Origin of the sequence: Streptomyces griseus (assembly GCF_001715295.1) — a bacterium.
Lineage (GTDB): Bacteria > Actinomycetota > Actinomycetes > Streptomycetales > Streptomycetaceae > Streptomyces > Streptomyces griseus_G.
The window spans coordinates 934,588-958,714 of sequence record NZ_MDKB01000002.1 but is presented as its reverse complement, the minus strand read 5'-3'; the positions used below and the strand labels follow the sequence as shown (position 1 = coordinate 958,714).

Below are 24,127 nucleotides of genomic sequence, written 5' to 3'. Positions count from 1 at the left end.
CCGCAGCAACGGCGCGGGTCCGCACCCCATCGAAGGGGTGCGGACCCGCGCCGTTTCGTCGTCGAGGATGCGGGACGGACGGTGTCGGCCGGGACTGCCGACGACCCCGGTGACCGGCGGTCAGGAACCGGCCTGTGCGGAACCTCCCTCCGGCTGCCCGTCGCCTGCCTCCGGCCCACGGCCGCCCGTCGTCCGGCGTCGGACCCCGGCGGCCGGAGACCCGCCGTCAGGGGAGCCCCGGTACGAGCCTCTCCGGCCCGTGCACGAGGGCCTCGCGGAGCGACTTCTGCAGTTTCAGGTCCTGGGGCGTCAGCTTCTGCGGACCACCCAGCGGGGGCACGCCCGCGACGCGTGCGGCCGGGGCGATCGGCTGCTCGTACTGCGTCGGGGCCGTGCGCAGGGTGAAGCTGGTGGCGCCGACGAGCAGGACACCGAAGCACAGGGCCGCCCGGGTCCAGAGTGCGGCCCTGCGCTCGCCGCCCGCCCGCACGGTGGGGGCGGGCGGCGGTGCCGGCACGTGTTCGGCCAGGGCCAGCGCGCCGAGCCGCTCGTGGAGCAGCGCGGACTGTTCGCCCGGCGTGGAGCGGCCCGCCATGTCGGGCAGCCGCTCGGTGACGGTGGCCCGCGCGTTCAGGAGCCGGTTGGCCGCGGCAGGGGTACTCGCCTCCGTCTCCGCGGCGGTCTCCGGCAGGTCCAGCCCCACCCCGTCGTAGAGCAGCAGGGTGCGGCGGTGTGCGGGCGGCAGGGCGAGCAGAGCCTCGAGCAGGTCCCGCCGCCCCGGATCCTCGGGGAGGGCGTCGGGGCGGCGGTGCCCACGGCGCATCCGGTGCCAGGGCGACAGCGCGTACTCGTACGCCGCCGCCCGTACCCATCCCGCGGGATCGCGGTCCCGGGCGACCTCGGGCCAGCGCTGCCAGGCGAGTTGGAAGGCGTGTTCGACGGCCTCCCGGGAGAGCGCCCGTCGCCCGGTCAGCACATAGGTCTGGCGGACGAGGCCCGGGGCGGTCCGCACGTACAGGGCGTCGAACGCCTCCTCGGCCGTGGGCCCCACCCGGGGCCGCGCGCCTGCGGGCGCGTCCGGTCCGCAGGGCACTGCCGGCCCGGAGGGCGCGGCGGGTTCCGGGGATGCGGCGGGTTCCGGGGGTGTGCGCGGCTCCGAGGCTTCGGCCGCCGGTGGGGTCGGGGGCGGCTCGGAGGAGGTTCCCGCGCCGTCCGCGAGGGCGCCGGTGCCGGGCGCGACCGGGAGGCCCCCGGCACTCCCGGTGGCTTCGGCGGGGAGCGGTGATCCGTCCGGCGCCACCGTTCGCGGCGCGGCGGACCCGATCAGCCGGGCGTACGCGACGCGTCGGCGCCCCCGTGGGCTGGTGCGCCCCTTCTCCCAGGCGCGCACGGTGGCGGGGGTGACGCCCAGGGCCGCCGCGACCTGTTCCTCGCTCAACGCGCGGGCCTCACGCAGTCGGCGGCGCTCCTTGGGGGAAGGAAGCCGATCCGTGGAGGCGGGGCCGGTGGTGCTCCGTGTCATGCCCGGCCCCTCAGAACACTGCACTGGGTGAAAAAGTACATAAACGTATATTGAGCGACACGGCGTCAATTCGCCCGTTACGCGAAATAAGCGCGTGTCGTTGGGACCATGGCGGGGTGACCCAAGTGACCGAGCGCAGCCCCACGTTGCCGGCCGGGCGGACCAGGTCGGCCGCGCTGACCCACGCCTTCGTACGCGGGGTGGTCGCCGCGGGGCTCGGCCTCGGCTCGCTGGCCGTCCTCGTCGTGGTGCTGTGGATCGTCTCCCCGTACCCCGCCGACGGTCCCGACGGGGCACTGCGGGTGGCGACCGGGCTCTGGCTCCTCGCGCACGGCGCCGAACTCGTCAGGACCGGCACCCTCAGTGGCCATCCCGCGCCCGTCGGGACGGTTCCGCTGCTGCTGACGGCCTTGCCGGTATGGCTGCTCCACCGGGCGGCCCGGGACTCCGCCGAGGCGGACGAGGAGCCGGCGGCACGGCACTCGGCGGTCGCCGTGTTCTGCGCGGTCGGGGCCGGCTACCTCCTGGTGGTGCTGGCGTCGGCGGCGTACGCGCGGGGCGGCGGGTTGCCCGCCGAGCGGGCTTCGCTCGCCTTCCCGCTCGCCGCCGTGGTGACCGGGGCGGCCGCGTCGGGACTGTGGACGGCGCGCGGACGTCCCCTCGGCCCGCTGCTGGCCTGGGCGCCGCTGAGTCTGCAGGAGGCGGCCGCCCGTCAGCGCTTCCGGGACGGGGCGGAGGCCGCACTGCGGTCGTCGGCCGCCGGCGTCATGACCCTGCTCGGCGCCGGTGCGCTGCTGGTCGCCGCGTCACTGGCCTGGCACGCGGGGGCGGCGCAGGAGTCGTTCGCGGCCCTCTCGGGCAACTGGGCGGGCAGGCTCTCCGTCCTGCTGCTCGCGCTCGCCCTCGTACCGAACGCGGCCATGTGGGGCGCCGCCTACGGCCTCGGGCCCGGCTTCGCCCTCGGTACGGCGTCCACGGCCACCCCCCTCGCCCTCACCGGGCACCCCGCGCTCCCGGACTTCCCGCTGCTCGTGGCGGTGCCGTCACAGGGGCCGGGGACGGCGCCGAACTGGGCGGCCGTCGCCGTCCCCGCCGTCGCCGCGCTGGTCGTCGCCCGGTTCACGGCCCGGGCCGCGGTACCCGCCCCCGGGGTGCGGGAGGGGGCCTGGGAGCCCGGGGGTACGGCCGTGGTGGCGGGACTCGCCGCCGTCGGGTGCGGGGCGGGCGCGGCGGTACTGGCGGCGGCCTCGGGCGGCCCGCTGGGCACCGGGGCGTTGGCGGAGTTCGGCCCGGTGTGGTGGCTCGTGGGTCCGGCGGCCCTGGTGTGGACGGCCGTGATCGGCGTACCGGCGGCGCTGCTGTTCCGGGCGTGGAGGCTCCGGGTCCACCGATGGCAATGGCGGAGCGACCCGGCGGGGGCGGGAACGGGAGTGCGACCGCAGGCGGAGGAGGAGCGGCAGGAACGGACGCCCCGGCCGGAGGGGGCATCGGGGACGGAGGTGGTACCGGGCGCGGAGACGGACGCGAGGGAGGCGGGCGGGGAAGAGATCCGGACCGGAGCGGGGAAGCGGTGGCGGAGGGCTGCCCGCAGGCGCGCGCGCAGGGCGGAGCCGGTGCCCGAGGAGCAGGGCGGGGACACGGCACCGTACGACTTCCTGTCGGCCGACCCGTGGCACGAGGACGGTGCGAGGGCCGCGCGGTGGGCTTCGCTCAGGAGGAGCTCCGGAGGTCTGATGGCGGACTTCCCGCCGGACCCCGACCGCGGCACGGCCCCCACCCCTGCGCCGCCCCTGTCCTCCGCCGCCCCGGCATCTCCGGCCCCGGCACCTCCGGCCCCGGCCTCGGCGCCCCCGCTCTCCGCGGCCTCGGCGTCCGGTCCCGCCGCTGCCTCCGCCCCGGACCCGGCGGTCGAGGCCGCTCAGGACGCCGGAACGGGAAGCGGCCCGGTTCCCGATGCCCAGGGGGATCAGGAACCGGGCCGGGAGGAATGACCGGACGCCGCCCGCGCTACTTCTTCACGCCGAAGAAGGGCCGAAGCGGGTCGGGCAGCTTCTCGTTGCAGGCCAGGGCGCCCGTCTTGGTGAGGGCGTCGTTCACGCAGGTGTAGTAGTCCCGGTAGACCAGCTGGACCGTGTACCCCGTGGCGACGATCGCCAGTGCGAGCAGGGCGGTCACCAGTCCGCTCACGGCCGCCGTGGTCTGCTGCCGGCCGCCGGTCTGCCCGGTGCCCGGCGCACCACCCGGCGGGACCTGGGCGGGCGCGCGATCCGGCGTGACACCGGCTGCGCTCTCCGACGCGCCGGACACCCCGGAGCCGGGTGCCGGAGGGGTGCGGGGGCCCGCCCGCAGGGCGCTGATGGACCAGTACACGGCGAGGGCGCCGAGGAGCAGGGCGATCTCGGGGAAGTCGAAGAGGGCGAAGAAGAAGGCCCACATGCCACCCAGCAGCGCGTAGCGCGCACGCCGCTGGACGGGGTCGGTCGGATCCCAGCGCGGCCCGCCGGACTTGCCCTCGGGACCGCCCTGGCCGCCCTGCCCGCCCGTGCCGCCGGGACGGCTGCCGAAGCCGCCGCTCTGCCGGCCCGGCTGCTGGTCGCTCCACCGGCTGCCCCAGGCCGGACGGTCGTCGGACGAGCCGTCACCGTTGCCGCCGTTGTTCCCCGGCCCGTGGGAGGGGTGGCGGGGCTGCCAGGGCTGGTCGGGCCGGTCCTCGGGCGGTGCCGCGAACGGATTGTCGTTCGAGGGCGCGGAGGGGCCGCTCCGGGGGGAGGAGTCGTCCGGGGAGGGGCCGTCCGAGGAGGAGCCTGCGGAGCTCGGGGACGAGGAGCCGTGGGACGAGGAGTCCGGCGACGAGGGGTCCGGCGACGAGGGCCGGTGTTCCCGCATCAGCGTGGATGCCCGCTCGGGCAGCGGGTGGCCGAAGGCGGTGCGGAGGCGGTCCGGCATGTGGTGAACGTCTTCCCCATCTCGTCGTTTCCGTCCGGAGGACGGTTCGCTGTCCCCTGACGCTACCTCCCGGCCACGCCCCCGTCCCGTGGGGGCCGCCGGGTGTGCCGGTATCGTTGCTGACGGCCGGCCCGTTCGTAGAGTTCCCCGTATCCAGGGATGAGCTTCTTTCGTACGACCGTACAAACGCATTCCCCGCACAGCGCACCTGCCTTACCACGCGAGAAAGGGCCCAGCCGTGGCCTCCCCGCCCCCCTCCGCCGCTCCGGCCCGCCTCGTCGTCCTCGTCTCCGGCTCGGGCACCAACCTCCAAGCACTGCTCGACGCGATCGGCGACGACCCCGAGGGATACGGTGCCCAGGTCGTCGCGGTCGGCGCCGACCGTCACGGGACGGCCGGGATCGAGCGTGCCGAGCGCGCCGGACTTCCCACCTTCGTGTGCAGGGTCGGCGACCACGCGACTCGCGAGGACTGGGACGCCGCACTGACCGGAGCCGTGGCCGAGCACCGTCCGGACCTCGTCGTGTCCGCGGGCTTCATGAAGATCGTGGGCAAGGAGTTCCTCGCCGCGTTCGGCGGCCGGATCGTCAACACCCACCCCGCCCTGCTCCCCAGCTTTCCCGGTGCCCACGGCGTCCGCGACGCGCTCGCGTACGGCGTGAAGGTCACCGGCTGCACCGTCCACTTCGTCGACGACGGCGTCGACACCGGTCCGATCATCGCGCAGGGCGTGGTCGAGGTGACCGAGGAGGACACGGCGGAGGGCGAAGCCGCTCTCCACGAACGCATCAAAGAAGTCGAGCGCAAGCTGCTCGTCGAAGCCGTACGGCGGCTCGCCCGCGACGGCTATCGCATTGAGGGACGAAAGGTTCATCTCGGTCATGTCGGTGAATAAGCCCATCCGCCGCGCCCTGGTCAGCGTCTACGACAAGACGGGGCTCGAAGACCTCGCCCGCGGTCTCCACGAGGCGGGTGTCGAGCTGGTCTCCACCGGCTCCACCGCCGGGAGGATCGCCGCCGCCGGAGTGCCCGTCACCAAGGTCGAGGAGCTCACCGGTTTCCCCGAGTGCCTCGACGGCCGGGTGAAGACGCTGCACCCCCGGGTCCACGCCGGCATCCTCGCCGACCTGCGCCTGGACGCCCACCGCGAGCAGCTCGCCGAGCTCGGCGTGGAACCGTTCGACCTCGTGGTCGTCAACCTCTATCCGTTCAAGGCGACCGTCGCCTCCGGCGCGTCCGACGACGAGTGCGTGGAGCAGATCGACATCGGTGGCCCGTCGATGGTCCGCGCCGCCGCCAAGAACCACCCGTCCGTGGCCGTGGTGACCAGCCCGGAGCGGTACGCCGACGTTCTCGCGGCGGTCAGGGCGGGCGGCTTCGACCTGACCGCGCGCAAGCGGCTCGCCGCCGAGGCCTTCCAGCACACCGCCGCCTACGACGTGGCGGTCGCCTCGTGGTTCGCCGACGGCTACGCGGCCGCCGACGACTCGGGCTTCCCCGACTTCTCCGGTGCGACGTACGCGCGCAAGAACGTCCTGCGCTACGGCGAGAACCCGCACCAGCCCGCCGCCCTCTACACCTCCGGTGAGGGTGGCCTCGCCGAGGCCGAGCAGCTGCACGGCAAGGAGATGTCGTACAACAACTACACGGACACGGACGCCGCCCGCCGTGCCGCGTACGACCACGCGGAACCGTGCGTCGCGATCATCAAGCACGCCAACCCGTGCGGCATCGCGATCGCGGACGACATCGCCGAGGCGCACCGCAACGCCCACGCCTGCGACCCGCTCTCCGCCTTCGGCGGCGTCATCGCCGTCAACCGGCCGGTGACCGTCGAGATGGCCGAGCAGGTCGCGGAGATCTTCACCGAGGTCATCGTCGCCCCGGCGTACGAGGACGGGGCCGTCGAGGTCCTCGCCCGCAAGAAGAACATCCGGGTGCTCCGCTGCCCCGACGCCCCGTCGGGCGCGGTCGAGGTGAAGCCGATCGACGGCGGCGCGCTCCTCCAGGTCACCGACCGCCTCCAGGCCGAGGGCGACGACCCGGCCCACTGGACGCTCGCCACCGGCGAGGCGCTCTCCGCCGACGAGCTGCGGGAGCTGGCCTTCGCGTGGAAGGCCTGCCGGGCCGTCAAGTCCAACGCGATCCTGCTCGCCAAGGGCGGGGCCTCGGTCGGCGTCGGCATGGGCCAGGTCAACCGGGTCGACTCCGCGAAGCTCGCCGTCGAGCGTGCCGGTGAGGAGCGGGCGCGCGGCGCGTACGCCGCGTCGGACGCCTTCTTCCCCTTCCCCGACGGTCTGGAGATCCTGACCGCCGCCGGTATCCGGGCCGTGGCCCAGCCGGGCGGTTCGGTCCGCGACGATCAGGTCGTCGAGGCGGCGAAGAAGGCCGGCGTGACCATGTACTTCACGGGCACGCGCCACTTCTTCCACTGACACCGCCCGCAGTGACAGCCGCAGGCCGTACCCGTCCGGGGTGCGGCCCGCGGTGTGTCACGGCCTTCGGACATCACTCGTCCCTCTGTTCTAATGAATGGCCTTGCCGGACAGCAGCCGGAACCGGTGCGGCCGGCAGTGACCAGTGAGGGACTCCGTTGCGGGGGCATCGTGCTTGACCTGAACCAGAGCGACACGGACGTACCCGGGAACGGGAACGGCCCCGGCCCGGGAGGGAACGGCCCCGGAGGGGACGGTCCGGGGGACGCGGACGGGCGGCACGAGGACGGGGCACCGGGCCGGGCGGCCGGGGCCCACCTGGCCGACGCGGCACCGCACCCGGCCCCGAGGGGCCCGTACGTGATCACGGCCGTCCTCCTGTGCGCGCTCTACTTCCTGTACTCCTGGCTCCGGTACAGCCACTTCCACTCGCCCTCCTGGGACCTCGGCATCTTCGAGCAGGAGGTGCGCGCGTACGCCGCGTTGAAAGCCCCGGTCGTCGACATCAAGGGCCCCGGTTATCTGATACTCGGCGACCACTTCAGCCCCGTGGTGGCGCTCCTGGTGCCGCTCTACTGGATCTGGCCGTCCGCCCTCGCCCTGCTCCTCGCGCAGGCCGCCCTCTTCGCCGCCTCCGCAGTCGTCGTCGGGCGCACCGCCCAGCAGATCCTCGGCGGCCGCAGCGGCCTCTGCGTCACCGTGGCCTACGGGCTCTCCTGGGGCCTGCAGGAAGCGGTGAAAGCCGACTTCCACGAGATAGCCTTCGCGGTCCCGCTGATCGCGCTCGTGTGCCGCGCCCTGCTGTTGGAGCGCTGGCGGGCCGCCGTCCTGTGGTCCCTGCCCCTCGTCCTGGTCAAGGAGGACCTCGGGATCACCGTCGCGGTCGTCGGCGCACTCCTCGCCGTGTACGGGCGGCGGCTCCAGGGCCTCCTGCTGGCGGCCTTCGGGGTGTGCGCGTTCGCACTGACCGTCCTCGTCCTCATCCCGGCGGCCAGCAGCGCGGGGACGTACGACTACTGGAAGAAGATCGAGCAGAACGGTGAGCGGCAGGTCTCCCCGCTCGACTCGGTCCTGGGCGTCCTCGACTCCTCGGTCAAGATCGAGATGCTGGTCTTCCTGGTCGGCATCACCGCCTTCATGGCCCTGCGCTCGCCCCTGATCCTGCTCGTACTGCCCACCCTCGGCTGGCGTCTGCTCTCCCAGGACTCCAACCACTGGGGCATGGTCTGGCACTACAGCGCGATCCTGATGCCGATGGTCTTCCTCGCCCTGGCCGACGGCGTCCGCCGCAGCCGCACCTCGAAACGGCCCTGGCTCGTCTCCTACGCGAACGTCGCCGTCCCCGTCGCCACCGCGATCGCCGTGGCCCTCACCCAGCACCTGCCGCTGCGTGACCTGCTGCGCCCCGAGACATACGCGGCCGATGCCCGCGCCGAGTCGGCCCGGCAGGCGCTGGAGGCGATCCCCGCCGGCGCGCGCGTGGAGACGGACATCACGCTGATGGCGCACCTGACCGGGGACCGCACCGTCTACTGGATCGGCGGCGCCCCGGGCACCGCGCCCGACGTCGTCGCGATCAACCTGGACTTCGGCTGGTCGCGGCCGATCGACGACCCGGTGCGGTACGCCCGGCAACTCCACCCGGAGGCCCGGTACCGGATCACGCGCCAGGCGGGTTCGTTCGTCGTGATGGAACGGACCACACCGGTGCCCGGAAACGGCTGAAGGCCGTACACCCGCCGGACGAGCGGGTGTTACGGCCTTCGGGCGTGTGGGCCTGTCAGTACTGCGCCCGCTGACGGTTGAACCAGGCACCGCCGTCGGCCTTCGCCACGAAGACGATGATCAGGATGGCGAGGACCGTGTGGACGAGACCGAAGATGATGAACGGGTAGATACCGAGAATCGCGGTGATCACGCCGAACACGATGGTCGTGATCCGCAGACCGTTCCCGCCCTTGCCGAACTTGGCGGCGAGGACGACGGCGAAGACGCCCCAGAGGACCGCGAACGCGACGATGCCCCACAGGGCGGCGCCCGAGTAGTCGGCGAGCTGCTGGAACTGGACGTCTTCCTTGAGCGTCTCGTCGTTCCTGGCGGCGTTCACGGCCGCGGCGGCGAGGGCGAAGATGATCGCACCGATGACCTGCAGCCCGACGATCACGTACAGCATGACCCGCGCGGCCTTCACGCCTCCGGGCATCTCCGTCGGGGCGCCCGGGAAGCCGTAGCCGCCCTGGACGGGCGGGGCCTGCGGGTAGCCGTACCCTTGCTGGGGCACTCCTTGCGGGGCCTGCTGGGGGTAGCCGTAGCCCGGCTGCCCGCCCTGCTGCTGCTGGCCGTAGGGGTTGTTGGGGTCGCCGAAGCTCATGGCGAGGTTCCTCCGTTGCGGATCTGCGGGGACGACGCGGTCCTGGCGGAGGAGGGCTGCGCGATCCGAAACGGTTGGTCCCCCGACACTGCCCGCGTGCTGCGCGCCTCATCGTCGTCGTGACCTTGACTTTTTGTCCAGTCGATTGCCGAATGCGTTGTGCAAGTGCAACCTTCTGTCCACATGGCACACCTGAATTGGTATGCGGGCGGGGTCATCCGCGAGGATGGGCGTCATGACTGCCCAGATTCTCGATGGCAAGGCCACCGCAGCTGCGATCAAGTCCGATCTGACCGTCCGCGTGGCGGCCCTCAAGGCACAGGGCGTCACCCCCGGCCTGGGGACACTGCTCGTCGGGGACGACCCGGGCAGCCGGTGGTACGTGAACGGCAAGCACCGTGACTGCGCCCAGGTCGGCATCGGGTCGATCCAGCGCGAACTCCCCGGAACGGCGACCCAGGAAGAGATCGAGGACGTCGTCCGGGAGCTCAACGCCAACCCCGACTGCACGGGGTACATCGTCCAGCTCCCCCTCCCCAAGGGCATCGACACCAACCGCGTCCTGGAGCTGATGGACCCGGCGAAGGACGCCGACGGGCTGCACCCGATGAACCTGGGCAGGCTCGTCCTGAACGAGGCCGGCCCGCTGCCCTGCACCCCGCAGGGCGTCGTCACGCTGCTCCGCCGCCACGGCGTGGAGATCGACGGCGCCCATGTGGTGGTCGTCGGCCGCGGGGTCACCATCGGCCGTTCGATCCCGCTGCTCCTGACGCGCAAGTCGGAGAATGCCACCGTCACCCAGTGCCACACCGGCACCCGCGACCTGTCGTCGCACCTCCGGCAGGCCGACATCATCGTCGCCGCCGCCGGTGTCCCGCACCTCGTCAAGCCCGAGGACGTGAAGCCGGGCGCGGCCGTGCTCGACGTCGGCGTCAGCCGCGACGAGAACGGCAAGATCGTCGGCGACGTCCACCCCGGTGTCGCCGAGGTCGCCGCCTGGGTCGCCCCGAACCCGGGCGGTGTGGGCCCGATGACGCGGGCTCAACTGCTCGTCAACGTGGTCGAGGCGGCCGAGCGCGCCGCCGCCGACGCCTCCGCCGCATCCGCCGGCTGATCCGGACCGGAAGGAAGTCATGGGTGCTGGTACGAGTCCGGCGGACGGTACGCACGCGGCCGGGGCGGCCGAGGCCGCGGGGGGGACCGGGGACGCCGGGACGGGCGTAGGCACCGGCACGTCCGTGGGCACCGGGACCGCTGCCGCGGTCGGCGACGACGGGACAGCCCGGGAAGAGGGCGCGGACCACGGCACCGCGGGCCTCGGCGGTAGGACGGCTGTCCGCCGTGATGCGCTCGGCCACGAGGGTGAGACGACCGTTCCCGGAGGGACGCCCGGCCCCGCCGCCGGCGCGGCCGGCCGCGCCGGGGAGGCTGAGCCGGGAGCCACGGCAGGGTCAGGGAAGGCGGCAGGCTCCGGAGCGCCCGCCGCGACCGCCGGCTCCGCGGAGCCGGCCGGAACGGCCGACTCCGGCGAGGGCGAGGGCGACGGCCCGGCCCCCGCCCGCTCGCGACGCTTCTCGCTGACCCGGGACACCGCCCGCCCCGAGGGCGGCGGCCGGGCCGCCTCCGGGGACGCGCCCGCACCCGCCCGCCAGTGGCCGCTGCTCGCGGTGCTCTGCACCGCGGGAATCGGGCTGCTCCTCGTGGGGACCGACCCTTTCGCCGAGGGCTTCAGGATCGGCACGATGCTGATCGGTATCGCCCTGCTCGGCGGGGCGGTGCTGCGCTGGGTGGTCCCCTCGGTCGGCATGCTCGCCGTACGGTCCCGGTTCACCGACCTCGTGACGTACGGCCTGATGGGCTCCCTGATCGTGCTGCTCGCCCTCATGGCCCAGCCCAAGCCGTGGCTCGACGTCCCGTTCCTGCAGGACGTGGTCCACTTCACGATCCGTTAGTGCTTCGGCCGCCATGACCGCCGGGCCGGCGGTCATGGCGGCCGGACGGGGGTGACTCCCCTCGACAGCCGGACGCCTGGTGGCCGAGCCTTCCGTGTACGCGGGTCGACCGACCGGGAGGGGCAGGAGCCACCTCCCGTCACGCGGAGGTTCTCGCCGCCCCGTGCGAGGAACGCGCCCGCATCCGCAGCGAGAAGGGCATCCGGCGGGGCGGACGCCCCCTTGCCACTGCGGCCTGAACTCGAGTGGGCGCTCGCGTCACCTTCGCCAGAACAGGTGGTGCGCCACGCCGCTCGGACTGGGCACGACCTCCAGGTGGAACCGGTCCAGCAGCTCGTCGGGAGACTCCCACAGCCGTAGTCCGGCCCCGAGCCTCACCGGCGAGACCGCCACGTGCAGGGTGTCGACGAGGTCGGCATCAAGGAACTGCCGGATGGTGGTGACCCCGCCGCCGAGTCGGATGTCCTCGCCCTGCGCCGCTTCCCGCGCCTGTTCGAGGACCGTGGCCGGGTCGCCGTCGACGAAGTGGAACGTGGTGTCGGAGAGCGTAAACGACGGACGCGCGTGGTGGGTCATGACGAACACCGGCGTGTGGAACGGGGGCTCCTCCCCCCACCAGCCGCGCCACTGATGGTCCTGCCAGGGTCCGCGCTGGGGCCCGAACTTGTTGCGGCCCATGATCTCAGCACCGATGTTGCGTGCGAAATCTCGTGTGAAGTAGTCGTCCAGGCCCCGGCTTCCCCCGGGATCCGTGCGCATGGGCCAGCTCGCCGTGGCTCCGGCCCAGGCGAACAGCCTCTCGGGACGGTCGTGGCCGAACGGCCGCTCGAGGCTCTGATGCTCACCGGCACCGATACCGTCACTCGAGACGTTGAAGTTCATCACTCTCAGCAGTTGATCCACGTGTTTCCTCGTCAGGTCCTGTCGCGTCATCGTGGGGCGAGGTGCCGCCGCACACCATGACGTCGAACGGGGTGCGGCCGGATCGACGGCGGCCCGCAACTTTTTCGGGGCGTGCGAGGAAGGGCCCCGGTGGCGGTGTGGCCGTGGCGGAGGCCGACAGCATCGAGGTGGCTGGGGGCCGCCGCGCGGCCGTGCACGAACGTTGCGACGGTCTCACCGCTCGTCCGACCGCCACGGCCGCCGGCCCGGAGCCTTGGACGCCCCGCCCCGGAGTGGATGGTGTCCGTCCCCTCCCCCGAGGAGGGACGGACACCGGACGGGGCGTACCGGCGCGAGAACACCCGGAACGCGATGGCTCGAGCGGCCTTGCCCCGTCCTGCCCCAAGCGTCATGGGCATGAGGTATCCGGATCAAGGGAAGCCCGGCGCCTGTGGCACGGAAGTGACCATTCCGCCATCGTGTGATCGTCAGGCAACGACGCCGATGACAACGGTGACGACGGCGGCCGCCGCACCGGGGCGGCGCACGCCGCGGAAGCGGTACGTGACCGGCTGTGTGCGGGACCCCACAGGGGGGCGCGCGGTCAGGAGGGTGCGGGTCCGATAGCCTGACCGCCGGATATCTCTTCACATCAAGATTCAGAGGTGTCCCGCACCAGGGGCAGGGCCCCTACCGCCAGCTGTCTAACGGAGACCGCCATGACCCGCACTCCCGTGAATGTCACCGTGACCGGCGCAGCCGGCCAGATCGGCTACGCGCTGCTCTTCCGCATCGCCTCCGGCCACCTGCTCGGCCCGGACGTGCCGGTCAGCCTGCGTCTCCTGGAGATCCCGCAGGGCCTCAAGGCCGCCGAGGGCACCGCCATGGAGCTCGACGACTGCGCCTTCCCGCTGCTGCGCGGTATCGAGATCACGGACGACGCCAACGTCGGCTTCGACGGCGCGAACGTCGCCCTCCTGGTCGGCGCCCGCCCGCGTACCAAGGGCATGGAGCGCGGCGACCTGCTCTCCGCCAACGGCGGCATCTTCAAGCCGCAGGGCAAGGCCATCAACGACAATGCCGCGGACGACATCAAGGTCCTCGTCGTCGGCAACCCGGCCAACACCAACGCGCTCATCGCCCAGGCCGCCGCCCCGGACGTACCGGCCGAGCGCTTCACCGCGATGACCCGGCTGGACCACAACCGCGCGATCTCGCAGCTGGCCGCCCGGACCGGTGCCGCCGTCTCCGACATCAAGCGGCTGACGATCTGGGGCAACCACTCGGCGACCCAGTACCCGGACATCTTCCACGCCGAGGTCGCCGGCAAGAACGCCGCCGAGGTCGTCGACGACCAGGCGTGGCTGGCCGACACCTTCATCCCGACGGTCGCCAAGCGCGGCGCCGCGATCATCGAGGCGCGGGGCGCGTCCTCGGCGGCCTCCGCCGCCAACGCCGCCATCGACCACGTGTACACCTGGGTCAACGGCACCGCCGAGGGCGACTGGACCTCGATGGGCATCCCGTCGGACGGCTCCTACGGCGTCCCCGAGGGCCTCATCTCCTCCTTCCCCGTCACCACGAAGGACGGCGCGTACGAGATCGTCCAGGGCCTCGACATCAACGAGTTCTCGCGTGCGCGGATCGACGCGTCCGTCAAGGAGCTCACCGAGGAGCGCGACGCGGTCCGCGAGCTCGGCCTGATCTGACCGGATGTCCGGCCCCGGGCCGGATCCGGACACGCAGCAACGCGGGGCCCTCCCGGCGGCGATAGCCGCCGGGAGGGCCCCGCCTGTGCCGGGGGTCAGTGGCCGCGCAGTCGGCCGGCGATGCCGCGCACGGCGTCCGCCGCCCGCCGCTGGAGCTGCGGACCGTACGTGATCCGGGCCACGCCCAGCTCGCCCAGCCGCCGGGCGCCGGACGGGTCGTCGATCACGCCGAGGGCGTTGACCGGGACCGGCACGGCAGCGGCCAGCCGGGGCAGGTCGGCCGCCGGCGCGGTGATCGGGAACACGCAGTCGGCACCGGCGGCCGCGTACAGCCGGGCGCGGACGACGGTCTCCTCGACCACGTCCGTACCGGCCGGGACGCCCTTGACGTACGTGTCGATGCGGGCGTTCACGAAGAGGCGCCCGCCCGCCGCGGCGCGGACCGCGGCGAGGCGTTCCGCCTGACGCCGCGGGTCCTGGAGGACGCCGTCGACGGAGTCCTCCAGATTGCAGCCCACCGCGCCGGCTTCCAGGAGGCGTTCGACGAGTTCGCCGGCGGGCAGCCCGTACCCGTCCTCGATGTCCGCCGACACGGGCACGGACACGGCCCGGGTGATCCGGGCCACCGCCGCGAACATCTCGGCCGCGGGTGTCCGCCCGTCCGGGTGGCCGAGGGACGCCGCGACACCGGCGCTCGGGGTCGCCAGGGCCGGGAACCCGGCCTCCTCGAGGACGCGCGCGCTCGCCGCGTCCCAGGGGCCGGGCAGGACCAGCGGGTCGCCGGGGGAGCGGTCGTGGTGCAGGGCGCGGAAGACGGAAACGGGCTCGTTCACCGGGGCTCCGGGGGTCGGGGGCGGGCAGGCGCGCGTGTGCGGGAGCCGGCGGACGTGGGTCCGCCGGCCCCGGGTCCGGTGCCACCGGGTGTCCGGGGCACGGGCCCGACGGCACCGGACCCCGGGGTGACGGGTGGTCAGTGCTTGATGTCACCGGGGGTGTAGTGGCCCGGGACCTGCCGGGTGGCCACCCCGAAGCGGTTCCACGCGTTGATCACCGTGATGGCGGCGATCAGCTGGGCGAGCTCCGCCTCCTCGAAGTGCCCGGCGGCCTTCGCGTAGACCTCGTCCGGCACGAAACCGTCGGTCAGTACGGTCACGGCATCCGTCAGCTCGATGGCCGCCAGTTCCCTCTCGGTGTAGAAGTGCCGCGACTCCTGCCAGGCGTCGAGCTGGATGATCCGCTCGACGGATTCGCCCGCCGCCAGGGCGTCCTTCGTGTGCATGTCCAGGCAGAGCGCGCAGCGGTTGAGCTGGGAGGCGCGGATCTTCACGAGTTCGGCCAGCACCGGGTCGAGGCCCGTGGTCGCCGCGACGTCCAGCCGGACCATGGCCTTGTAGACGTCGGGGGCCAGCTTCGCCCACGGCAGGCGGGCGGGGTGCTCGGGGGCGTGCTCGGCGGATGCGTGCGCGTGCGAGATCGTCGTCATGGGTAAGACGCTACGGCGCCGGTGGCGCACCGCTATGGTCCATTTCCATGACGGATTCGTGGGCCGCTTTCGGGGCCGATCTGCACATCGAGCCGGTCGGCGCCGGCGTGCGCAGCGGCCTGGTGAACGCCCTGCGGGACGCCGTGCGCGGCGGCCGGCTGGCGCCCGGCACCCGGCTGCCCTCCTCCCGGGCCCTCGCCACCGACCTCGGGGTCGCCCGCAACACGGTCGCCGACGCCTACGCCGAACTGGTCGCGGAGGGATGGCTGACCGCCCGCCAGGGCTCGGGGACCTCGGTCGCGCGGCGGGCCGTCCCGCCACGGCCGGCCACGCGGCCGGTACGGTCCCGTCAGGAGCGGCGCCCGGTCCACAACCTGATGCCCGGGTCGCCCGACCTCTCGGCCTTCCCGCGCGCCGAGTGGCTCAAGGCGTCCCGGCGCGCGCTGACCGCCGCTCCGGACGAGGCCTTCGGGTACGCAGACCCGCAGGGGCGTATCGAGCTGCGGACCGTGCTGGCGGACTACCTGGCGCGGGCGCGCGGCGTCCACGCGGACCCCGGGCGCATCGTGATCTGCTCCGGCTTCGTCCACGGGCTGACGCTGCTGGGGAGCGTACTGCGGCGCCACCGGGTCCGGGAGGTGGCCGTCGAGTCGTACGGACTCGACATCCACCGGAACCTCCTGGCGGAGGCGGGACTGCGCACCCCGTGCCTGCCGGTGGACGGATCGGGGGCGCGGACCGGTGCGCTCGGCGGTATGCGGGGCGTGGGCGCGGTGCTGATGACCCCCGCCCACCAGTTCCCCACGGGCGTGCCGCTGCATCCGGACCGGCGGGCCGCCGCGATCGACTGGGCGAGGTCGGGGACGGGGCTGATCCTGGAGGACGACTACGACGGCGAGTTCCGCTACGACCGGCAGCCGGTGGGCGCCCTCCAGGGCCTCGACCCGGAGCGCGTCGTCTACCTGGGGACGTCCAGCAAGTCGCTCGCGCCGGGTCTGCGGCTGGCCTGGATGGTGCTGCCGCAGCGGCTGGTGGGGGAGGTGCGCGAGGCGGGGAACGGTGCCGGTGGGATGTCCGGGACGCTGGACCAGCTGACGCTCGCGGAGTTCATGAGGTCGGGGGCGTACGACCGTCATGTGCGTTCCGTACGGCTGCGTTACCGGCGCCGCCGCGACCAGCTCGTCGCGGCGCTGGCGGAACGGGCGCCGGAGTGCCGGGTGAGCGGTATCGCGGCCGGGCTGCACGCGGTGCTCCGACTCCCGGAGGGAACCGAGCAGTCGGTGGTGCGGGCGGCGGCCTGGCAGGGCCTCGCGCTGGAACGGCTCTCGCGGTTCCGGCACCGGGAGGCGGAGCCGGTCCGCGACGGCCTCGTGATCGGATACGGCTCGCCCTCGGAGAGCGGCTGGGCCGGAGCGCTGGACGCCCTGTGCCGGGTACTGCCGTGAACCGCGGCGGCCGGTCGGGGCGGCTCCGGCGTACCACCGGGTTCCGGCCCCACCGACCGGCCATCTAATCTGACTGAACGTCCGGGCGGTCGACGGACAGTGGAAGGCTTACCGACGGACGGGGGACGGAACGACATGATCAGGCGCAGGCTGCGGTCGAGCACGGTGGTGCTCGGCGGCGTGGGAATGCTCGCGGCGACGCTCACCGCGTGCGGCTCGGACCCCGACAGGCGGTGTGTCGACCCGGTGACCCGGGAGGAACTGCCCTCCTACGAATGCCGGGACAGCAGCGGCAGCGGCTCGTACTACTACGGGGGCAGCAGCAGCCGGGGCAAGGTCTCCGGCGGTAGCTTCGACAAGTCCGCGGTCGACCGGGGCGGTTTCGGCAGCTCCCGGACCGGCGGCGGCTGAACCCGGTGGAGCGCCGCACCATCGAGCCACGTCCCGGGTGGCAACGGACCGTCGAGGAGCAGGGCCTGATCTACCCCCTGACCCGCTACCCGGACGGATCGCTGCGCCCCTACTGGGACGAGAGCGCCTACTACGTCTTCTCACTGCCCGAGGTCGAGGCGCTGGAGGAGGTCGTGGAGGAGCTCCACACGATGTGCCTGGCCGCGGCTGCGCATATCGTCGCGCACGACCGCTTCGCCGACCTCGGCATCACCGACGGCCGGCTCGCGGGGCTGATCGCCGAGTCGTGGCACCGCCGCGACGAACTCCCTTCGCTGTACGGCCGCTTCGACCTGCGGTACGACGGGTCGGGTCCGGCCCGGCTGCTGGAGTACAACGCCGACACCCCCACCTCCCTCCTGGAGGCGGCCGGCCCCCAGTGGTTCTGGATGGAGGAGCGCTTCCCCGGCGCCGACCAGTGGAACTCGCTGCACGAACGCCTCGTCGACGCGTGGAAGCGGCAGGCACCCCTCCTGCCGCCGGGGCCGGTGCACTTCGCCCACTCCGACGGTGACGAGCTCGGCGAGGACCTGATGACGGTCGCCTATCTGCGGGAGACCGCCGAGCAGGCCGGCATCAGCACGGAGGCCCTCTCCGTGGAACGGATCGGCTGGGACCGGCTGGCCGGCCGCTTCGTCGACGAGCGCCTCCGCTTCATCCGCAGCTGCTTCAAGCTCTACCCGTGGGAGTGGCTGGCGACCGACCGGTTCGGGCCGCACGTCCTGGACACCCTCGACAACGGCGGCGGTACCGGCACGACCTGCTGGATCGAGCCCGCCTGGAAGATGCTCCTCTCCAACAAGGCGCTGCTGGCCGTCCTGTGGGAGCTGTACCCCGGACACCCCAACCTGCTGCCCGCCTACCTCGACGGCCCGCGCGAACTGGCGGCCGGGGCGGCGGGCTACGTCTCCAAGCCGCTGCTCGGCCGCGAGGGCGCCGGGGTCACCGTGCACGCACCGGGCAGCCCCCCGGTGATCCGCGACGAGGCCTGCTGCTACCAGGAGTGCGCGCCGCTGCCCGACTTCGCGGGCAACCGCGTGGTCCTCGGCGCCTGGGTGGTCGAGGACCGGGCGGCCGGGCTCGGCATCCGGGAGTCGGCGGGGCCGGTCACCGACGAGTACGCCCGCTTCCTGCCCCACGTCATCCTCTGACCCCGGGCGGGCCGCGTGCGGCGCCCGGGGCCCGGGGCCGGGCACGCGCCGGGGCCGAGCGCCGGATCCCGGGCCGGGTGCAGCACCCGAGCCCGGGGCCTGAGTGCCGCACCCGGTCCCGAGCCTGATGCCTGGGTCCGGGTCCTGAACGTCGAGCCCGGGGCACGGGTGCCGCACCCGCCCGAGCCCGGGGCATGAGTGCGGTGCTCGCGCCCGAGCCCGGGGCTCGGGCGTCGGATCCGAGCCCGAAGCCCGACGCCTGGGCTCGGGTGCCGCGTCCCCGAGCGCGGCGCCCGAGCCCAGTGTCTTGAGCGCCGAACCCGGGCCTGGGCGTCGCCCGCGCCCGAGCCCGAAGGGCGAGCGCCGAGCCCGGGGCACGGGTGCCGCGCCCGTTCCCGGGTCCGGGGCCCGTTCCCCCGGCCCGGGGCCCGGGCCGGCCCGGACGGCGGGCCGGTGCTCAGCCGCGCAGGACGTCCCGGAGCTGCTCCAGCCCCCAGTCCAGGTCCTCCTTGCTGATCATCAGGGGCGGGGCGATCCGGATCGTGGAGCCATGGGTGTCCTTGACCAGGACCCCGCGGGCCATCAGCTTCTCCGAGATCTCCCTGCCCGTGCCGAGGGCCGGGGCGATGTCGACGCCCGCCCACAGGCCCCGTCCCCGTACGGCCTCGACCGCGCCCCCCTCGGCCATCAGCGCCAGCTCGCGGTGGAGGTGGTCGCCCAGCTCCGCCGCCCGCTGCTGGAACTCGCCCGTGCGCAGCATCGCCATCACCTCCAGCGCGACCGCGCACGCCAGCGGGTTCCCGCCGAAGGTCGACCCGTGCTCCCCGGCGTGGAAGACGCCCAGCACCGCGGCCGACGACACCACGGCGGAGACCGGCACCACACCACCGCCCAGCGCCTTGCCCAGTACGTACATGTCGGGCACCACACCCTCGTGCTCGCACGCGAACGTCCTGCCCGTACGGCCGAGACCCGACTGGATCTCGTCGGCGACGAACAGGACGTTCCGCTCCCGGGTCATCTCGCGCACCCCCGCCAGATAACCGGGCGGCGGCACCAGGACCCCGGCCTCGCCCTGGATCGGCTCCATGAGCACCGCCACGGTGTTCTCGGTCATGGCCGCCCCGAGCGCGGTCAGGTCCCCGTACGGCACGATCTCGAACCCGGGGGTGTACGGGCCGAAGTCGGCCCGCGCCTCGTGGTCCGTGGAGAAGCTGACGATCGTCGTCGTCCGCCCGTGGAAGTTGTCGGCCGCGACGATGATCTTGGCCATCCCGTCCGGCACGCCCTTGACGCGGTAGCCCCACTTGCGGGCGGTCTTCACCGCCGTCTCCACGGCCTCCGCGCCGGTGTTCATGGGCAGCACCATCTCCATGCCGCACAGCTCGGCGAGGCGCGCGCAGAAGTCGGCGAACCGGTCGTGGTGGAAGGCCCGCGAGGTGAGCGTCACCCGGTCGAGCTGCGCCTTGGCCGCGTCGATCAGACGCCGGTTGCCGTGGCCGAAATTGAGTGCTGAGTAGCCGGCGAGCATGTCGAGGTAGCGGCGGCCCTCGACGTCGGTCATCCAGGCACCGTCCGCCGAGGCGACGACGACCGGCAACGGGTGGTAGTTGTGCGCACTGTGCGCCTCGGCGGAGGCGAGGGCGGTTTCCGTGGTCGGCACGGGGTCTCCGTTCGTCGTGCGGCGTGGGCGGGGTGTGCCCACTTTGTATCGTCGGTCGGATGCCGCACGGGGAAACCTGCGGAGCGCGGCGCGCCCCCGCGGCGCCGCCTCCCGCCTCTTCGCGCACCGCTCGGCGGAGATCGCTCCCGCACCTGAGACAATGAGTGCATGGCCTCTGATCGACCCCGCGTGCTCTCCGGAATCCAGCCCACAGCAGGCTCGTTCCACCTCGGCAACTATCTCGGTGCGGTCCGCCAGTGGGTGGCGCTCCAGGAGTCCCACGACGCGTTCTACATGGTGGTGGACCTGCACGCGATCACCGTGCCGCAGGACCCCGCGGAGCTCCGCGCCAACACCCGTCTCGCCGCCGCCCAGTTGCTGGCGGCCGGGCTCGACCCGGCGCGCTGCACGCTCTTCGTCCAGAGCCACGTCCCCGAACACGCACAGCTCGGCTGGATCATGAACTGCCTCACCGGCTTCGGCGAGGCCTCCCGCATGACCCAGTTCAAGGACAAGTCCGCCAAGCAGGGCGCGGACCGCGCCACCGTGGGCCTGTTCACCTATCCGATCCTCCAGGTCGCGGACATCCTGCTGTACCAGGCCGACCAGGTCCCGGTCGGCGAGGACCAGCGCCAGCACATCGAGCTCACCCGGGACCTCGCCGAGCGTTTCAACGGCCGCTACGGGCAGACGTTCACGATGCCGTCGCCGTACATCCTCAAGGAGACGGCGAAGATCTTCGACCTCCAGGACCCGGCGGTCAAGATGAGCAAGTCGGCGTCCACGCCGAAGGGCCTCATCAACCTCCTGGACGAGCCGAAGGCCACCGCGAAGAAGGTCAGGAGCGCGGTCACCGACACGGACACCGTGATCCGCTACGACGCCGAGAAGAAGCCCGGTGTCAGCAACCTCCTCACTATCTACTCCACCCTCACCGGCACCGCCGTCACGGATCTGGAGCAGAAGTACGAGGGCAAGGGGTACGGCGCGCTGAAGACCGACCTCGCCGAGGTGATGGTGGAGTTCGTCACTCCGTTCCGCGACCGCACCCAGGAATATCTGGACGACCCGGAGACGCTGGACTCGCTCCTGGCCGAGGGCGCCGAGAAGGCCAGGGCCGTCGCCGCCGAGACGCTGGCGCTGGCCTACGACCGGATGGGCCTTCTGCCCGCCAAGCACTGAGTCCAAGGACCCTGGCGGGAGCACGGCCCGAGGCGGCACACTTGCGTCGGTACGACTGCCGGTCGCGGCCGAAAATCGACCATCGACGATTGAGGAGAACGATGTGGGGACCGTAACGCTTGGCGTTTCGATCGCGGTCCCGGAGCCCTACGGCAGCCTGCTCCAGGAGCGGCGCGCGAGCTTCGGGGACCCTGCCGCGTACGGCATTCCCACCCACGTCACCCTCCTCCCGCCCACCGAGGCGGAGGCGGCCGTCCTGCCTGCGGTCGAGGCGCACCTCGACCGGATCGCCGCGGCCGGCCGCCCCTTCCCGATGCGGCTGTCCGGCACGGGAACCTTCCGCCCGCTGTCCCCGGTCGTCTACGTCCAGGTCGTCGAGGGCGCCTCGGCGTGCTCCTGGCTCCAGAAGCGGGTCCGGGAGCCCTCGGGACCGCTGGTCCGCGAGCTGCAGTTCCCGTACCACCCGCACGTCACCGTGGCGCACGGCATCGCGGAGGAGGCGATGGACCGCGCGTACGAGGAGCTCTCCTCGTACGAGGCGGCCTGGACCTGCGGCTCCTTCGGGCTCTACGAACAGGGCCCGGACGCCGTCTGGCGCCAGATCAACGAGTTCCCGTTCGGCGCCGGCGGCGGCGCGTCCGCCGTGCCGGCCCAGGGCGGATGGACCGTGGAACACCCCTCCCTGCGGCCCTGACCGGCCGCGTCACACCGGCAGCCGCCGGAACAGCGGGCGCGGCACGTGCCGCAGGGCCGACATGACCACCCGCAGCGCACCGGGCACCCACACCGTCTCCGAGCGGCGCCGCAGGCCCGTCACGATGGCGTCCGCGACGGCGCCGGGCGTGGTGGACAGCGGTCCCTCCTCGCGCCCCGCCGTCATCCGTGACCGTACGAAGCCGGGGCGTACGACCATCACGTGCACCCCGGTCCCGTGCAGCGCGTCCCCGAGCCCCTGGGCGAAGACGTCCAGCCCCGCCTTGCTGGAGCCGTAGATGAAGTCGGCGCGCCGGGCTCGCTCACCCGCCACCGACGACAGCACCACCAGCGATCCGTGGCCCTGCGCCTGGAGCGCTCCGCCGCACACCAGGCCGGCCGAGACCGCTCCCGTGTAGTTGGTCTGCGCCACCCGGACCGCGGAGAGCGGTTCCTCCTCGTCGTGCGCCTGGTCGCCGAGGATGCCGAAGGCCAGCAGCACCATGTCGATGTCGCCGTCGGCGAAGAGCTTGCCGAGCACCTCCTCGTGCGAGGCGTTGTCGAGGGCGTCGAAGGCGACGGTACGGACGTCCGCACCCAGTTCGCGCAGCTCGGCGGCGGCCCGCTCCAGAGCGGGCGAGGGGCGGCCGGCCAGCCGGACGGTGCGGGTGCGGCGGGCGATCAGCCGACGCGCGGTGGCCAGTCCGATCTCGGAGGTGCCGCCGAGGACGAGCAGGGACTGCGGGGCACCGAAGGCGTCCTTCATGGAAACTCCTGGCGACGGGAACGGGACGGCCGGACGGATGGCCGGCCGGACGGGCGGCGGGCGGCGGTCGAGGACCACCGGCGGAGGTCAGAGCGCGAGGCGGCGGGACAGGTCCGACCGGAAGGCCCCGTCCGGGTCCAGCTCCTCGCGCAGGGCGCGGAACGCTGCCAGCCGCGGGTACATCGCTGCGGCGACGCCCGGGCGCAGCCGGGCGTCCTTGGCCAGGCAGACCCGGCCGCCGGCCCCCGCCACCTCCTCGTCGAGGCCGTCGAGCAGCCGCGGCAGACCGGGCAGGCCCGCGGGCAGCCCGAAGGAGAGCGTCCACCCGGGGACCGGGAAGGACAGCCAGCCGGGGCCCGGGGCGCCGAACCGCTTGAGGACGGCCTGGAAGGCGGGACAGCGGCGGGCGGAGAGCCGGCGGACGATGCGGGCCACCGTCTCCTCCTGGCCGTGGCCGACGGCGAACTGGTAGCGCACGAAGCCGGCCCGGCCGTAGAGGCGGTTCCAGCGGGGCAGGGCGTCCAGCGGGTGGAAGAAGGAGGAGATCCTCCGGAGCTCCCCGGCCCGTGCCACGGGGGCACTGCGGTGGCGCAGCTCGTTGAGCAGCGCGGCCGAGGTCCCCCCGAGCAGAGCGGCGGGCAGGAGCGGGGCGGCGGGCAGCTGCCCGGTGCGGAAGGTGAGCGGGCTGTGCCGGGCGCGCGCCGGGAGTGCGTCAAGGGGTGCGTGCTCCCCCCGGGTGAGGACGGCGCGTCCGGCCGCCCTCCCGTGCGCCAGGAGATCGATCCGTGCCGCCGCGTACGGGGCGCGCTCGCCCCAGGTGGCGAGCCGGGCCATCGCGTCGTCCAGGCAGGCGGCGCGCTCGGTGTCGACCGACATCAGCGAGGTGGCGACGCGTCGGAAGGCCAGCGTGGCGGAGAGGATGACGCCGGTCAGTCCGAGGCCACCCGCGGTCGCGTCGAACAGCGGAGTCCCCGGCAGCACCGTGCGCACCTCGCCGTCGGCCGTGAGCAGGTCCAGGGAGCGCACGTGACGGGCGAAGGAGCCGGCGGAGCGGTGGTTCCTGCCGTGGACGTCGGAGCCGATCGCGCCCCCGACGGTGACCTGGCGGGTCGCGGGGGTGACCGGCACGAACCAGCCGAGCGGCAGGAGCACCCGCATCAGGTGGTGCAGGCTCACTCCCGCCTCGCAGACCACCGTGCCCCCGACCGCGTCGACCGCGCGGATCCGGTTCAACGCGGTCATGTCCAGGACGGAACCGCCCGCGTTCTGGGCGGCGTCGCCGTGGGCGCGGCCCAGCCCGCGGGCGACGACCCCCCGCGGCCCGCGGCCCCGCACGGCGACGACGGCCTCTTCGTACGTACGGGGGCGGAACCGCAGCGCGGTCGTCGGGGCGGTGCGGCCCCAGCCGGTCATGGACACCGTGTCGACGGACATGAGGGTGACCGTATAGCCCGGGAAAACCCTTTTGAGGGATTTG

Annotated in this window: 21 protein-coding genes; 12 read left to right on the top strand and 9 right to left on the bottom strand. The window is 73.4% G+C overall.

Going from position 1 to position 24,127, the window contains the following annotated elements:
• Positions 1-226 precede the first annotated feature (226 nt).
• Positions 227-1,522 carry a helix-turn-helix domain-containing protein gene (locus tag BA175_RS10780; protein ID WP_069171090.1) on the bottom strand — a complete coding sequence of 432 codons (1,296 nt, stop codon included), beginning with the start codon at positions 1,520-1,522 and terminating at the stop codon, positions 227-229.
• Positions 1,523-1,638: 116 nt separating this feature from the next.
• Here BA175_RS10780 and BA175_RS10775 point away from each other — a divergent pair, with 116 nt between their 5' ends.
• Entirely contained in the window at positions 1,639-3,513 is a 1,875-nt protein-coding gene (locus BA175_RS10775) for a cell division protein PerM (RefSeq protein ID WP_438947325.1), read from the top strand.
• A gap of 16 nt (positions 3,514-3,529) precedes the next feature.
• Here BA175_RS10775 and BA175_RS10770 read toward each other — a convergent pair whose 3' ends face one another.
• Positions 3,530-4,468, bottom strand: a complete 939-nt coding sequence (locus BA175_RS10770) for a hypothetical protein (RefSeq protein ID WP_069171089.1) — start codon at positions 4,466-4,468, stop codon at positions 3,530-3,532.
• Between the two features lie 238 nt (positions 4,469-4,706).
• Here BA175_RS10770 and purN point away from each other — a divergent pair, with 238 nt between their 5' ends.
• From purN to BA175_RS10755, 3 genes are all read left to right on the top strand, one after another.
• Positions 4,707-5,363, top strand: a complete 657-nt coding sequence (gene purN, locus BA175_RS10765; RefSeq protein ID WP_069171088.1) for a phosphoribosylglycinamide formyltransferase — start codon at positions 4,707-4,709, stop codon at positions 5,361-5,363.
• On the top strand, positions 5,350-6,903 hold the full coding sequence (gene purH, locus BA175_RS10760) for a bifunctional phosphoribosylaminoimidazolecarboxamide formyltransferase/IMP cyclohydrolase (RefSeq protein WP_069171087.1): 1,554 nt from the start codon (positions 5,350-5,352) through the stop codon (positions 6,901-6,903). Before purN ends, purH begins: the two co-directional genes overlap by 14 nt.
• 171 nt (positions 6,904-7,074) lie before the next feature.
• Positions 7,075-8,628, top strand: coding sequence for a DUF2079 domain-containing protein (locus tag BA175_RS10755; RefSeq protein WP_438947324.1), 1,554 nt, complete (start codon positions 7,075-7,077; stop codon positions 8,626-8,628).
• 55 nt (positions 8,629-8,683) lie between these two features.
• On the opposite strand, the gene BA175_RS10750 is transcribed toward BA175_RS10755, so the two are convergent.
• Positions 8,684-9,274 (bottom strand): hypothetical protein, encoded by a 591-nt coding sequence (locus tag BA175_RS10750; protein WP_069171085.1) that lies wholly within the window; start codon positions 9,272-9,274, stop codon positions 8,684-8,686.
• A 235-nt stretch (positions 9,275-9,509) separates the two neighbouring features.
• Here BA175_RS10750 and BA175_RS10745 point away from each other — a divergent pair, with 235 nt between their 5' ends.
• Both BA175_RS10745 and BA175_RS10740 read left to right on the top strand, forming a co-directional pair.
• Positions 9,510-10,388 carry a bifunctional methylenetetrahydrofolate dehydrogenase/methenyltetrahydrofolate cyclohydrolase gene (locus BA175_RS10745; protein WP_069171084.1) on the top strand — a complete coding sequence of 293 codons (879 nt, stop codon included), beginning with the start codon at positions 9,510-9,512 and terminating at the stop codon, positions 10,386-10,388.
• A gap of 19 nt (positions 10,389-10,407) precedes the next feature.
• The gene (locus tag BA175_RS10740; protein ID WP_069171083.1) at positions 10,408-11,226 is read left to right on the top strand and encodes a DUF3017 domain-containing protein; all 819 of its coding nucleotides are present in this window, start codon (positions 10,408-10,410) and stop codon (positions 11,224-11,226) included.
• Between the two features lie 258 nt (positions 11,227-11,484).
• On the opposite strand, the gene BA175_RS10735 is transcribed toward BA175_RS10740, so the two are convergent.
• Positions 11,485-12,129, bottom strand: coding sequence for a dihydrofolate reductase family protein (locus tag BA175_RS10735; RefSeq protein ID WP_069171082.1), 645 nt, complete (start codon positions 12,127-12,129; stop codon positions 11,485-11,487).
• Positions 12,130-12,827: 698 nt separating this feature from the next.
• Here BA175_RS10735 and BA175_RS10730 point away from each other — a divergent pair.
• Positions 12,828-13,817, top strand: a complete 990-nt coding sequence (locus BA175_RS10730; protein ID WP_069171081.1) for a malate dehydrogenase — start codon at positions 12,828-12,830, stop codon at positions 13,815-13,817.
• A 95-nt stretch (positions 13,818-13,912) separates the two neighbouring features.
• Here BA175_RS10730 and BA175_RS10725 read toward each other — a convergent pair whose 3' ends face one another.
• Together BA175_RS10725 and BA175_RS10720 are read right to left on the bottom strand one after the other, a co-directional pair.
• Positions 13,913-14,650, bottom strand: coding sequence for an isocitrate lyase/PEP mutase family protein (locus tag BA175_RS10725; protein ID WP_069171080.1), 738 nt, complete (start codon positions 14,648-14,650; stop codon positions 13,913-13,915).
• Between the two features lie 137 nt (positions 14,651-14,787).
• The gene (locus tag BA175_RS10720; protein ID WP_069171079.1) at positions 14,788-15,300 is read right to left on the bottom strand and encodes a carboxymuconolactone decarboxylase family protein; all 513 of its coding nucleotides are present in this window, start codon (positions 15,298-15,300) and stop codon (positions 14,788-14,790) included.
• Positions 15,301-15,347: 47 nt separating this feature from the next.
• On the opposite strand from BA175_RS10720, the gene BA175_RS10715 reads away from it, so the two are divergent.
• The 3 genes from BA175_RS10715 to BA175_RS10705 all read left to right on the top strand — a co-directional run bounded on the left by BA175_RS10715 (position 15,348) and on the right by BA175_RS10705 (position 18,346).
• Positions 15,348-16,745: a PLP-dependent aminotransferase family protein gene (locus BA175_RS10715; RefSeq protein ID WP_069171078.1), complete on the top strand. Its 1,398-nt coding sequence runs from the start codon at positions 15,348-15,350 to the stop codon at positions 16,743-16,745.
• Positions 16,746-16,880: 135 nt separating this feature from the next.
• The gene (locus BA175_RS10710; RefSeq protein WP_069171077.1) at positions 16,881-17,156 is read left to right on the top strand and encodes a hypothetical protein; all 276 of its coding nucleotides are present in this window, start codon (positions 16,881-16,883) and stop codon (positions 17,154-17,156) included.
• Positions 17,157-17,161: 5 nt separating this feature from the next.
• Positions 17,162-18,346 (top strand): glutathionylspermidine synthase family protein, encoded by a 1,185-nt coding sequence (locus BA175_RS10705; protein ID WP_069171076.1) that lies wholly within the window; start codon positions 17,162-17,164, stop codon positions 18,344-18,346.
• 457 nt (positions 18,347-18,803) lie between these two features.
• Here BA175_RS10705 and rocD read toward each other — a convergent pair whose 3' ends face one another.
• Positions 18,804-20,009, bottom strand: a complete 1,206-nt coding sequence (rocD, locus tag BA175_RS10700; protein ID WP_069171075.1) for an ornithine--oxo-acid transaminase — start codon at positions 20,007-20,009, stop codon at positions 18,804-18,806.
• A gap of 168 nt (positions 20,010-20,177) precedes the next feature.
• On the opposite strand from rocD, the gene trpS reads away from it, so the two are divergent.
• Both trpS and BA175_RS10690 read left to right on the top strand, forming a co-directional pair.
• Complete coding sequence (trpS, locus tag BA175_RS10695; protein ID WP_069171074.1) at positions 20,178-21,191, top strand: tryptophan--tRNA ligase; 1,014 nt, start codon at positions 20,178-20,180, stop codon at positions 21,189-21,191.
• Positions 21,192-21,294: 103 nt separating this feature from the next.
• Positions 21,295-21,885 carry a 2'-5' RNA ligase family protein gene (locus BA175_RS10690; protein WP_069171073.1) on the top strand — a complete coding sequence of 197 codons (591 nt, stop codon included), beginning with the start codon at positions 21,295-21,297 and terminating at the stop codon, positions 21,883-21,885.
• Positions 21,886-21,894: 9 nt separating this feature from the next.
• Here BA175_RS10690 and BA175_RS10685 read toward each other — a convergent pair whose 3' ends face one another.
• Both BA175_RS10685 and BA175_RS10680 read right to left on the bottom strand, forming a co-directional pair.
• Positions 21,895-22,650, bottom strand: coding sequence for a decaprenylphospho-beta-D-erythro-pentofuranosid-2-ulose 2-reductase (locus BA175_RS10685; RefSeq protein ID WP_069171072.1), 756 nt, complete (start codon positions 22,648-22,650; stop codon positions 21,895-21,897).
• Positions 22,651-22,737: 87 nt separating this feature from the next.
• Positions 22,738-24,084 carry an FAD-binding oxidoreductase gene (locus tag BA175_RS10680; protein ID WP_069171071.1) on the bottom strand — a complete coding sequence of 449 codons (1,347 nt, stop codon included), beginning with the start codon at positions 24,082-24,084 and terminating at the stop codon, positions 22,738-22,740.
• Between the last annotated feature and the right edge of the window lie 43 nt (positions 24,085-24,127).